Annotated in this window: 13 protein-coding genes and 2 riboswitches; of the genes, 3 read left to right on the forward strand and 10 right to left on the reverse strand. The window is 33.1% G+C overall.

The annotated features are described in order from the left end of the window. Positions 1-44: 44 nt before the first annotated feature. The 8 genes from BHX94_RS05815 to BHX94_RS05850 form a co-directional block, all read right to left on the reverse strand. A complete protein-coding gene (locus BHX94_RS05815; protein ID WP_170120772.1) occupies positions 45-323 on the reverse strand; it encodes a YdeI/OmpD-associated family protein in 279 nt (92 codons plus the stop codon). Positions 324-360: 37 nt separating this feature from the next. Beyond that, complete coding sequence (modA, locus tag BHX94_RS05820; protein ID WP_111745281.1) at positions 361-1,137, reverse strand: molybdate ABC transporter substrate-binding protein; 777 nt, start codon at positions 1,135-1,137, stop codon at positions 361-363. 97 nt (positions 1,138-1,234) lie between these two features. Beyond that, positions 1,235-2,758, reverse strand: a complete 1,524-nt coding sequence (ahpF, locus tag BHX94_RS05825) for an alkyl hydroperoxide reductase subunit F (protein ID WP_111745282.1) — start codon at positions 2,756-2,758, stop codon at positions 1,235-1,237. A 170-nt stretch (positions 2,759-2,928) separates the two neighbouring features. Then, positions 2,929-3,498, reverse strand: coding sequence for an alkyl hydroperoxide reductase subunit C (ahpC, locus tag BHX94_RS05830; protein ID WP_111745283.1), 570 nt, complete (start codon positions 3,496-3,498; stop codon positions 2,929-2,931). A gap of 236 nt (positions 3,499-3,734) precedes the next feature. After that, positions 3,735-5,069 carry a sodium-dependent transporter gene (locus BHX94_RS05835; protein WP_111745284.1) on the reverse strand — a complete coding sequence of 445 codons (1,335 nt, stop codon included), beginning with the start codon at positions 5,067-5,069 and terminating at the stop codon, positions 3,735-3,737. A gap of 288 nt (positions 5,070-5,357) precedes the next feature. Then, positions 5,358-6,149, reverse strand: coding sequence for an energy-coupling factor transporter transmembrane component T family protein (locus tag BHX94_RS05840; RefSeq protein WP_111745285.1), 792 nt, complete (start codon positions 6,147-6,149; stop codon positions 5,358-5,360). Next, positions 6,133-7,545 carry an ABC transporter ATP-binding protein gene (locus tag BHX94_RS05845; RefSeq protein ID WP_111745358.1) on the reverse strand — a complete coding sequence of 471 codons (1,413 nt, stop codon included), beginning with the start codon at positions 7,543-7,545 and terminating at the stop codon, positions 6,133-6,135. The genes BHX94_RS05840 and BHX94_RS05845 overlap by 17 nt, the downstream gene beginning before the upstream one ends. 3 nt (positions 7,546-7,548) lie before the next feature. Beyond that, complete coding sequence (locus tag BHX94_RS05850; RefSeq protein ID WP_111745286.1) at positions 7,549-8,133, reverse strand: ECF transporter S component; 585 nt, start codon at positions 8,131-8,133, stop codon at positions 7,549-7,551. 70 nt (positions 8,134-8,203) lie between these two features. Next, a riboswitch (TPP riboswitch) is annotated at positions 8,204-8,311 on the reverse strand. A gap of 155 nt (positions 8,312-8,466) precedes the next feature. Here BHX94_RS05850 and BHX94_RS05855 point away from each other — a divergent pair. Continuing rightward, entirely contained in the window at positions 8,467-8,988 is a 522-nt protein-coding gene (locus BHX94_RS05855) for a GNAT family N-acetyltransferase (RefSeq protein ID WP_111745287.1), read from the forward strand. A 125-nt stretch (positions 8,989-9,113) separates the two neighbouring features. Next, on the forward strand, positions 9,114-9,944 hold the full coding sequence (locus tag BHX94_RS05860) for a formate/nitrite transporter family protein (RefSeq protein ID WP_111745288.1): 831 nt from the start codon (positions 9,114-9,116) through the stop codon (positions 9,942-9,944). Between the two features lie 23 nt (positions 9,945-9,967). Here the strand turns inward: BHX94_RS05860 and BHX94_RS05865 are convergent, their stop codons facing one another. After that, positions 9,968-10,276 carry a GNAT family N-acetyltransferase gene (locus BHX94_RS05865; protein WP_170120773.1) on the reverse strand — a complete coding sequence of 103 codons (309 nt, stop codon included), beginning with the start codon at positions 10,274-10,276 and terminating at the stop codon, positions 9,968-9,970. Beyond that, positions 10,234-10,452 carry a hypothetical protein gene (locus BHX94_RS05870; RefSeq protein ID WP_111745290.1) on the reverse strand — a complete coding sequence of 73 codons (219 nt, stop codon included), beginning with the start codon at positions 10,450-10,452 and terminating at the stop codon, positions 10,234-10,236. The genes BHX94_RS05865 and BHX94_RS05870 overlap by 43 nt, the downstream gene beginning before the upstream one ends. A gap of 124 nt (positions 10,453-10,576) precedes the next feature. Between BHX94_RS05870 and BHX94_RS05875 the strand changes: the two genes are divergently transcribed. Beyond that, the gene (locus BHX94_RS05875) at positions 10,577-11,437 is read left to right on the forward strand and encodes a PPK2 family polyphosphate kinase (RefSeq protein ID WP_111745291.1); all 861 of its coding nucleotides are present in this window, start codon (positions 10,577-10,579) and stop codon (positions 11,435-11,437) included. A 77-nt stretch (positions 11,438-11,514) separates the two neighbouring features. Beyond that, positions 11,515-11,610, forward strand: a riboswitch (SAM riboswitch). Positions 11,611-11,678 lie beyond the last annotated feature (68 nt).

The following is an 11,678-nucleotide window of genomic DNA, read 5'->3' on the forward strand; positions in this document are numbered from 1 at the left end:
ATATTATAACATTAAATTTTTAAAGCACATGATATTCTGATTTATTATCGTTCTAATAAACCTTTTCCCTGATAAATTTTCTCAGTATATTTTTCTATACGATTCCTTTTCGTCTCACTGCGTTTTGCTTTACTAATTTCAATGGCGTACGCACGTTGACGACCAGGTGTTAATTTATAAAACGCTTCTCTTAAACGTTCGTTCTCTTTAAATGCTTCTTCTAATTCTAAAGGGATTTCTAGCGGTCCATGTTCTTTTTTAGGAGGTTTTACGCCTGATTTCTCAATTCGAATTGCTTCTTTAATATAAAAACGAATTTTCATTATATTATTGTTCTTTATTTTTAAAAAAGAAGCAGCATTATCCCTTTCCATTAATATCAAAACCATATTTTTGATACACTTTTTTACTTTGATCATTCTGTAAATACTGATAAAGTTCCTCAGTTTCCTTTTTATATTTAGTGTCTTTAATTTTAGCAATTGGATATGTAATCGGTTCATGTAAATCATCTTGAATTTTGAGTGTATACTTTATTTTATTTGTTGATTTGAGGTCTGATGTGTATATGATACCTGCTTCAGTATTACCGGTTTCTACATAGGTCAACACTTGACGTACGTCCTTCGTTAATACTAATTTTGATTTGACTTTTTGATATAGTTTTTTGTTTTCTAAGGCTTGTTTACCATATTCGCCTGCAGGTACTAATTCCGGATTGCCAAGAGCAATTTTTTTTATTTTTTCTTCTTGTAAATTATCAAGAGATGTTAATTTATCTTCTGAAATAAGTACAAGATGATTTTTAAGTAAAGACTTTGTATCTTCTTTATCCACCGCTTTATTTTTTACTAAATCATCTACTTTATCCTGTGCAGCCGAAAAGAATATATCAACTGGAGCACCTGACATAATTTGTTGCGCTAATGCACCGGACGCACCATAATTAAATTTAATATCAATATGCTTATGTTCAGCTTCATATAATTTTTCGATATCATTTAATGTATTTTTTAAACTTGCTGCAGCTGATACAGTGATGATTATTTTTTCATCACTTTTTATGCTTTCTTTTCCTTGATTTCCACAGCCACTCAATAATATACACGTAAGAAATATTAACAATGGTTTTTTCATTATTAGCCTCCTAGTATTATTATGTATATTTTACCATATAAAAAAAGACATACTACGTAAAAACGTAATATGCCTTTTAACTTAAATCAGTATTTAATTAATTCCTGATTAAATAATCAAAAGCACTTAATGCTGCTGTTGCACCAGATCCCATAGAAATAATGATTTGTTTATAAGTTTGATCTGTACAGTCACCTGCAGCAAAAATACCTGGTACATTTGTAGCACCATTTTTATCAACGATGATTTCACCACGGTTATTTCTAGCAACTAAGTCTCCAACAAATTCAGTGCTCGGCACTAAACCAATTTGAACAAATACACCTTCAAGATCAAGTGTATGTTCTTCATTTGTATTGCGATCAACATATGTCAATGCTTTTAACGTCGTATCCCCAGTTAATTCTTTTGTTGCAGCTGATTTAATTATTTCAGCATTATTTAATGACGCTAAACGATCTTGTAATACTTTATCTGCGCGTAATTCCTCACCAAATTCTAATAACGTTACATGTTTAACAATACCTGCTAAATCTATTGCTGCTTCAACACCAGAGTTACCGCCGCCTACAACTGCAACGTTTTTACCTTCAAATAAAGGACCATCACAGTGCGGACAATATGCTACACCTTTTGTTTGATATTCAGCTTCTCCTGGTACATTCATGTTACGCCATTTTGCACCTGTTCCGATGATTAATGTTTTAGATGTTAATTTACCACCGTTCTCTAAAGTAACATGTACTAAATCATCAATTTTTTCTAACTTTTCAACACGAACAGCATTCATAACATCAATGTCATAACTATTAATATGTTCTTTTAAGTTTTGAGAAAATTCTGGACCTGTTGTTTCTTTTACTGTAATAAAGTTCTCAATACCAGCAGTATCATTTACTTGACCACCGATACGTTCTGCAACGATACCTGTACGTAAACCTTTACGTGCTGCATATATTGCTGCACTACCACTTGCAGGTCCTCCACCGATTACTAATACATCAAATGTTTCTTTCGCATCAAATTCGGAAGCATCTGTTCCACCACCAAGTTTACCGATAATCTCTTCAATAGTAGCTTTACCACTACCAAATTCTTCACCGTCTAAGAACATTGTAGGAACAGCCATAATATCTTTAGATTCTTCTCTAAATGCTGCACCATCAATCATCGTATGTGTAATATTTGGATTTAATACCGCCATCATATTTAAAGCTTGTACAACATCTGGACATTTCGTACAAGTTAAGCTGATGAATGTTTCAAAGTTAAATGGTCCTTCTAACTTTTTAATTTGATCAATTACAGATTGATCTGCTTTAGGTGCACGGCCACTTACTTGTAATAAAGCTAAGACAAGAGAAGTGAACTCATGTCCAAGTGGCACACCAGCAAATGTAATACGTGCTTCTTCTTCAGGACGTGCTAGTGTGAAACTTGGTGTGCGTTTCAAAGGTGCTTCTTTCAAAGTGATACGTGAAGACATCTCTTTTATTTGAGTGAGTAAGTCCATCATATCTTGGCTTGTTTTGTCATCTCCAGCACTCGCTGTAATTACAACGTCGCCTTCCATTAACTCTAAATATTGAGCTAATTGTTGCTTTAATGTATCGTTTAACATTATAATTCCTCCTCTAAAGGATAAATTTCTATATTTTATTGCAATAGATACCACAACGCAAAAACTTACGTTGTGGCAGCATTTTAATATTTAATTGTTAACTAATTACTTTATAAATTACAATTTATTAAATATATAATTCGGACTGATAAGTATCCGCCAAAATCTTATTAGATTTTACCAACTAAGTCTAAACCAGGTGTTAAAGTTTCTCCGCTTTCTTTCCATTTTGCAGGACAAACTTCGCCGTCATGGCTAGCTACATATTGAGCAGCTTTAACTTTGTCTACTAATACTGAAGCATCACGACCGATTCCATCATTGTTGATTTCCATTGTTTGAACAACACCATCTGGGTCGATTAAGAATGTCGCACGTTGTGCAAGGCCTGCTTCTTCATCTAATACATCAAAGTTGTTAGCAATAACGTGTGATGGATCACCAATCATTGTATATTGAATTTTGCTGATTGCTTCTGAATGATCGTGCCATGCTTTATGTGTAAAGTGAGTATCACATGATACAGAATATACGTTAACTCCTAAACCTTGTAACGTTTCATATTGATCTTGTAAATCTTCTAATTCAGTTGGACAAACGAAAGTGAAATCTGCTGGGTAGAAGCATAGGATATTCCAGCTACCTTTCATTGATTCATTTGATACTTCAACAAATGCATCTGATTTTGGATCATAAGCATTAGCTGTGAATGGTAAGATTTCTTTGTTAATTAATGACATGTGTAATTCCTCCTGAGAATTTATTAAGTAATTTCAAACAATCTCTAGATTAGAATTATTCTAATCTCTACAAAACTTATTATTACATGACGAACGTATTAAGTCAACCAACTCAATCTTTAAAATTATGAAAATTATTTGTCGTATTTTTATTTTTTCTAAAATAAAAATAATTACTAAAATTCATTTGTGAAAAATTACTTTTTACAATATCAATTACAGTGCCTCATTCTCATTTACTTGATAATCAAAGTAACAAATACAGCCAGGATAACAAGCGGAATAATATAGCGCAACAAGAAAGCCCAAATTTTAAATAAACCTCGATATTTACCATCCATTAATTCATGCTTAGCAATTGCAGTATCTAGTTTGTAACCCGCAAATAACGCATAACATAATGCTCCAATCGGTAACATAATGTTCGAAACTAAGTAATCCATATTATCAAAGAATGTTCCTGCTAAAAATTTCATTTGACTTAAAGTACCGTTCGATAATGCAGAAGGTACACATAAAATAAATAATAGTAATGCGATGAAATATACATATTTTTTTCGTTTCTTTTGTTCGTGCTTAATTGCGTTCGAAACATTAATTTCAATTAATGAAATAGACGATGTAATAGTTGCAAAAAAGAATAGCGATAAAAATATAAGATAAAAGATACTTCCAAACGGTAACTGATCGAATACATACGGTAAAACGATAAACAATAAACCAGGACCTTGTGCATTATCGATGCCTAATGAAGCAGTTGCAGGAAATATTGCAAGTCCTGCAAGTATCGTAACCAGTATATTTAAACCGACAACAGAAAAGGCAGATTGAACAATGTCTGTCTTCTTATCTAAATAGGATGCATATGTTAACATGCCACCAAATCCTACTGAAAGCGAAAAGAATGATTGACCTAAAGCAAAAAGTACTCCTTCAGCATTCAGTGAATTAAAATCAGGTTTCAGAAAATATACAACGCCATCCATTGCATTTGGAAGCGTTAAAGAACGAATGATAATTACAATAAATGCAATAAACAACATAGGCATCATTATTTTTGAAGCTTTTTCAATCCCATCCTGAATGCCACGGGAAACAATTATCGCAGTGAGAAAAATAAATAATGCAGCGCCAAGTATTGCATATATCGGGTTACTAATCAGTTGACCAAATAATCCCTCGTAATTCTTCGTGTGTTGATTTGTAACTATTACATAAACAGTCCTCATCATATAAAGTAAAATCCATCCACCAATCACACTGTAAAAACTAAGTAAGAAGAAAACACCGACATTACCTAGATGACCTATTAAATTATAATATTTATTACCTGTAATTTTTCTGAACACTTCTGTGCTATATGTCTTTCCGTGTTTACCTATTACGAATTCTGCTAACAATAAAGGCATACCTATAAATAATGTAAATATCATAAACAGTACTAAAAACGCTGCACCACCATTATCAGCCATGACATACGGGAATTTCCACATCGCACCAAGTCCTATTGCCGAACCTGCACTTGCTAAAATAAATCCAATCTTCGATCCCCAAACAGATCTTTTTTCCATGTGTAATCCCTCATTTCATATAATTTTTTAAACAAAAAAAGAGGCCAATGCATATGCATCGACCTCAAAAAAAGAGACCTTATGCATACGCAACCGGCCTCAAGTAACGCGAATGAAGCCGTCATAGATACTTATATCTATGACGGGCATAAATATAAGTTATGACAGCTGCCACCACATATTTAATTTTGTACTGTTCTGTACAAAAGTCTTCATTCTAATTACCTCGCTTGTTTAAGATTACTGATTATTCTATCAGTATATTGATTATGCGTCAAACAAATCTATTTAACGTACATCCGTTATATGCGTTATAGGAAAATACATCGCCAATAAATAAGCAGTTACAACCATTATTAAAAAGACAACTATCAATAAAATATCCCGATAGCTAAATGGAACATGATAATAGTACGTTCTAGTTCCATTATGGAATCCTTTTTTCTCCATTGCGACAGACAAACGATGTGCACGTCTAATATTTTGACTTAATAGTGGTATAATCAAATGCTTTATTCGATTCAACCCTCTATATTGGCTCGAATTTATAACATGATAACGCATTTTCAATGCATTGCGTAATTGGAAGAAAGACTCAAACATCATCGGCACCATACGGATGGCTGCCATAAATGCATAGGCGTATTTAGGCTTTACCTTCAAATGCTGCATTAAACTATAGAATACTTTTACAATTTCACTTGTAAAGGCAATACTTAAACCAAAGAAACTGACTGTAATCGTTCTAAGCGATAAATGTATTCCTCTATATAAACTTTCTTCTGTAATATGCACAATGCCCCATTTAAAAAGCGTAGTACTTCCGTCACCATAGAAAATCATAAATAATGATGAAGTGAAACTAAATAACATCATCACACTTACAAAAGCTATAATAAGTTTCAAACGCACACCACTAAATCCAATCATAAAGATAAACATAATAATAGCTAGATAGAGCATCCAGTCAAAATTATGAATAAATATGACAAGCACAAATAGTAAGACTCCTAATATCAACTTAGTAATCACATTCACATGATCCATAAATGTATGATAAATCTTAAACTGTTCGTACATTATCACCCCTCCTCACTTCAGAAAGTATGCCACCCTGAATGCGTAACACGGTAGAAGGGTATCGCTTTATGATTTCGTCATCATGCGTCACCATAATAATCGTCTGACCGGATTGCACACGTGCTTTAAATAACTCAATAAGTTCGAACGTATTATGACTATCGAGACCAAATGTCGGTTCATCTAGTAACACAATATCAGCTTTTGTACTTAATGCCGTCGCAACACTCAATCTTCTCTTTTGTCCCATAGAAAGTTCAAAAGGATGACGATCTTTTAGATGGTACAGATTTAATTGCTTTAATAAATGCGTTGTTTTTTCTCCTGCCTGAGTTTTATCTAAAAATTGAAAATTAAAGAATATTTCATCATATACACTACCCTGGATAAATTGCAGCTCAGGATTTTGGTAAACAAGATACATGTTACGTGCTGCATCTTTCACCTTACGCAATGGTTTTCCATTATATTGTATTAAACCATCATAAGGAATAAGTTGCATCAAAGATTCTAATAATGTTGTTTTTCCTGTTCCATTCTTTCCGGTAATCGCAATCCATTCATGACTATTCACGACAAGTCCATCAATTTGATATAACTTTTTTTCTTTTCGCTTTACAGTAACATCTTCAAGCTTGAGCTCAAACTTGTGAGATGGATAATCATAATGCAACGATTTCGGTGCAAATTGATACGCATTTGGATGCCATACACCATACTTGTTTAATAAGTCTTCATGGTTATTAAGAATAAATTGTGGGGTACCTTGCGTAACCAATTTACCATTCGCATCCATCAATAAAATCCGATCAACATATTGCCATATATGCTCAACCTTATGTTCTACGATAAGTACTGTCTTATCCTGCCATAAATCAATCATCAATTCCCATAAATGCTTTGTCGCATCGCTATCGAGCATCGCTGTAGGTTCATCTAGAAACCACGTATCAGCATTCTGCAACAATGACCCTGCAATTGCTAGTTTCTGTTTCATACCACCACTGAGTTGATTGATTTGTTGTGAAGGTCCAACATCCAGACCAACTTTAATCAAAACATCATTAATCAAGTGATTCATTTGTGATTTATCAACATTTTGATTTTCCAGAATAAAAGCTAGTTCTTCATATACTTTAGGCATACAAAATTGACTATCTGGATCCTGAAATATAACACTAGCATTCATATCACGTTCTAATACATCATATTTCATCGGTAAATCTATCAACTCAGGGACGATACCACTTAGTACGTTCAGTAATGTGCTCTTCCCAGAACCTGAAGGTCCTAGCAATAATACTTTTTCTTTATCTGCTATCGTAATATCGATACTGTCAAATATCTTTTCTTTTTCCCCGGGATATTTCAATCTTAAATTTCTAACAGATAACATCATCTATAAACTATCGTAATCTGATTGAGTTGACGTTCTAAACAGCTTCGTTACACCTGTCTGATCTAATGCTTTTACAATTAAATACGATAATACCCCGGTTACCAGTGCTCCACTAATCAAACGCATAATTATATAAAGCAGTACGTTCCATCCCGCTACTTCAGACATATATCCATAGAAATATTCAATCGGCAGACTTATAATTGCAGCAGCAACACCCGCTAATATACACACCATCATGCTGCGTGATTGATATTTAAATAACATGAATACAAACTCACAAGCCAACCCTTGTAAAAATGCAAATACAAACGTCGGAATGTCGAATTTCCCCATTACAATTGTCTCTCCTGCACCCGCTGCAAACTCTGCCAGTAATGCAATTCCTGCTTTCGGAACAATTAAATACGCCACAACTGCAGCCATAAACCAAACACCATATATCAACTGTTCAAAATGTAGCCCTAATGGTTTCATTGCCTCATAAGGTAACCAGACAAAATTGTATACCACCGCAAATAATACTGATACTAATACTGTCACCAATATATCTGACAACTTCAAACCCTGATTATTTCTGTTCATTTTCATTCCTCCATAAAAAATACGCACCCTTCTATAGAGAAGACTGCGTAAGGAAAAATAGCCACACTAATACTGTGACTATACACTTCCCTACGCTAGTATCATCTAGATCAGGTTCAAAGGGTCTAAGGCTACAGCCTTATCTCAGTTTTTTTATAAAACACCCCTAGTGCGCTTATTTAATTTGTTATTTTTACAGTACTCGCGAAACTAAATTTTGTCAACTCGAAATTTTTTTTTTGACAATTCACCATACATAAATTACAAATTGCTTATCATCGTATTTCAGTTCATAATAAGTGTAAATAGACAAAAAGAAGGCGAGTGTTTTCAATGCCAAAAATTACAATTAACCGCTTATCCGAACAAGATTTGCAACCCTTAATTTTCATCAGTAAAAAAACATTTGATGATACTTTTAGACCTGATAATAAAGACTACATCATCGATCATTACCTCGAAACTTCTTTCACCGAAGAAAAGATGAAAGCCCAATTGAACAATCCCAATTCAGAATTCTATTTCGCTTACTCAGATAATGACGTTGCAGGTTATTTAAAAATCAATATAAATGATGCACAAACTGAAGCTATGGGAGAAGATACACTTGAAATTGAACGCATCTATGTTGATAATCGCTACCAAAAACAAGGCATCGGTAAACATCTTTACAACAAAGCAATTGAACGTGCTAAGTATTATCATTTAAAAAAAGTTTGGTTAGGCGTGTGGGAGCATAATCAAAATGCCCTTGCATTTTACAATAGAATGGGATTTAAACATATAGATTCTCATGTCTTTCAAATGGGTGATGAAGCACAAACAGATTTTATCATGGAGCTTATACTTAGATAATGTTATTTCTTTCACAAATGAATCTATACACTTTTTTATATAACGGATATAATATAGTTGTGTATTCATATTTTTATATATTTTTTTAAATTTACTGTGATAAAAACACATGAGGAGGCACTAAAATGGCTATTGAAATTCCAGCTAAAACTATCGAAGATACTTATGCTTCGAAAGGAAACATTGAAAATGTATTAAACCAAGTAGCAATGAAAGAGGTAATGGCAGATAAGACACCTGGGCGCTATATGTTAAAAGCGATTATGTCAGGTTTTTTACTAGCTATTATGGCAGTGCTTCAACTTGCAGCAAAGACACAATTTGCTGCAACTGAAAATGCAGGTCTTATCAATTTAGTAGGTGCAATTGCATTCAGTATCGCACTCGTAATGATCGTACTTACTAATTCTGAATTATTAACAAGTAACTTTATGTTCTTTACAGCGGGTTATTATTTCAAAACAATCACAATGGGTAAAATCATAAAAATATTTACGTTATGTTTCCTGGGAAATATTATTGGTGGATTTATCTTATTTGGAATGATGACAGGCACTAAAGTTATGACACCTGAAATGGTAGCAGCATTAACTAAAACAGTAGATGCAAAAACAATTGAATCAAGTTGGCATGCAATTTTAATTAAAGGGATATTCGCTAACTTCTTTATCAATATCGGTATTTATATTTCTTTACAATGTAAGGAAGTATTAGCTAAAGTATTCTTCATCGGTATCGGAGTAGTTATCTTTGTATTTATGGCTTACGAACACGTTGTTTACAATGCAGGATTGTTTGCCGGAATGATGTTCTACAATATCGATGCATTATCTTGGATTGACGTTCTGAAAAACTTATTTTATGCATATATCGGTAACTACATCGGTGGTGGTTTATTTATAGGATTAGTTTATGCATACTTAAACGGCAGAAGAGACGATGTCATCAGAAACTAAATAACTTTTTATTTGCGTGAAGTTTACACTTCACGCATTTTTTCACATTTTTTCACCTTGCAGTAAGCTGGGTATCTTTCCCCCTCTACCTGATTACCTTGTACAAATCCAAGTTTTAAATACATGTCATGTGCAACGATATTAGGGACATCCACAAGTAACGTTATATATTTAATATGCGGAAAATTACTCATAATAAATTCCGGTAAAGCAAATAATGCTTGTTTTGCATAACCTTGTCTTAAATGTCTGTTGTCAGTCGAAAAAGATCTTAAATATATACTGTTATCTACTTCAAATTTGCTTTCAAATTCGCTATGTTCATGTAACACAAAAATACAACAGGTATTCCCTCTTCATTTAGTCCAAAAATTGGTGTGCGATTAGTATCTTCTTTTGCCACATTGATATTTATTTCAGGACTTTTCACAAACTTTAGTTGTTCTTCAGTTAACTCAAATTGTTCAAGTAAATCTTCGTGGTAATGGGTAGATCGAATAAGTTTCATAAATTCCTCTCTAAAGTCATCTTATTTCATAAGGATTATTATTAAATTATAACAAATAGATATAAATACTGTTTACTTCTATAGCTGCTAGGGAATACATTCAAAAAGTATATGGAGGGTTTCTATGGACATTAACCAATATAAAGTAATACCTAATACTAAATTTGATTTTAATAATTATAAATCAACAGAAAATGAAAAACAAAATAATGATAAGATAAAAGCGGATATCGTACCTGTTTTAACAGAAAAACTTGAAAAACTCCATCTAAAATTACATGCTGCTGAAAAAAATGGTATCATCGTTGTATTGCAGGCGCTAGATGCTGCCGGAAAAGATGAAGTTATCAGTTATATCTTCTCTAACCTAAGTGCACAAGGATTAAAGACTACTTCTTTCGGTAAGCCGAATGACACAGAGCTTAAACACGACTATTTATGGCGTTATCATGAAGGGTTACCTGAGCGTGGGCAAATTGGAATTTTTAATCGTTCATACTATGAAGATGTACTTGCGCCAAGAATACATGATTCTGTTGCGACACACGAAACACCAAATAATGAAGTAGATGAATCAATTTGGAAAACACGATATCGTCAAATCAATGATTATGAACGTTATTTAACTGAAAATGGATTTGAAGTGATTAAATTCTTCTTCAACATGTCAAAAGATGAGCAACGTGATCGTTTACTTGAGCGAATGACTAATAAAGATAAGAACTGGGAATTTTCATTCAATGACGTAAAAGAGCGTGAGTATTGGGATGACTACCAAAAAATATTCTCTGAAATGTTAGAAGCTACATCTACTGAACATAGTCCGTGGTTCATTTTACCTGCAGATGATGAATGGCATACAAGACGTATCGTTACAGAAGTTATGATAGATACTATTGAGCGATTGAAACCTGAGTTTCCTGAAATTTCACAAGAAGATCAAGAGAAACTAGAGGAATATATCAATAAATTAAAAAATAACTAGCAAATAATTTTAAAATAAATATTTGACAATTCAGAATAATCGTTTTAGAATTATGTTTAATTCTTACAACTAAATATTACTTATCCAGAGTGGTGGAGGGACTGGCCCTATGAAGCCCAGCAACCTATTCAATTAGGTGCTAATTCCAGCAGGTGTAACCTGAAAGATGAGCTTATGAGTCTACTTCTTTGAGGTAGGCTCATTTTTTTGCTCCTCTTATTAAATTTAGTGTGGAATACAA

Source organism: Macrococcoides bohemicum, assembly GCF_003259675.1.
GTDB classification, from domain to species: Bacteria; Bacillota; Bacilli; order Staphylococcales; family Staphylococcaceae; genus Macrococcoides; species Macrococcoides bohemicum.

Excerpts from the sequence above, each read along its gene's own strand:
- BHX94_RS05815 (WP_170120772.1), bottom strand. The coding sequence starts at position 323 with ATGAAAATTCGTTTTTATATTAAAGAAGCAATTCGAATTGAGAAATCA.
- modA (WP_111745281.1), bottom strand. The coding sequence starts at position 1,137 with ATGAAAAAACCATTGTTAATATTTCTTACGTGTATATTATTGAGTGGC.
- ahpF (WP_111745282.1), bottom strand. The coding sequence starts at position 2,758 with ATGTTAAACGATACATTAAAGCAACAATTAGCTCAATATTTAGAGTTA.
- ahpC (WP_111745283.1), bottom strand. The coding sequence starts at position 3,498 with ATGTCATTAATTAACAAAGAAATCTTACCATTCACAGCTAATGCTTAT.
- BHX94_RS05835 (WP_111745284.1), bottom strand. The coding sequence starts at position 5,069 with ATGGAAAAAAGATCTGTTTGGGGATCGAAGATTGGATTTATTTTAGCA.
- BHX94_RS05840 (WP_111745285.1), bottom strand. The coding sequence starts at position 6,149 with ATGTACGAACAGTTTAAGATTTATCATACATTTATGGATCATGTGAAT.
- BHX94_RS05845 (WP_111745358.1), bottom strand. The coding sequence starts at position 7,545 with ATGTTATCTGTTAGAAATTTAAGATTGAAATATCCCGGGGAAAAAGAA.
- BHX94_RS05850 (WP_111745286.1), bottom strand. The coding sequence starts at position 8,133 with ATGAACAGAAATAATCAGGGTTTGAAGTTGTCAGATATATTGGTGACA.
- BHX94_RS05855 (WP_111745287.1), top strand. The coding sequence starts at position 8,467 with ATGCCAAAAATTACAATTAACCGCTTATCCGAACAAGATTTGCAACCC.
- BHX94_RS05860 (WP_111745288.1), top strand. The coding sequence starts at position 9,114 with ATGGCTATTGAAATTCCAGCTAAAACTATCGAAGATACTTATGCTTCG.
- BHX94_RS05870 (WP_111745290.1), bottom strand. The coding sequence starts at position 10,452 with ATGAAACTTATTCGATCTACCCATTACCACGAAGATTTACTTGAACAA.
- BHX94_RS05875 (WP_111745291.1), top strand. The coding sequence starts at position 10,577 with ATGGACATTAACCAATATAAAGTAATACCTAATACTAAATTTGATTTT.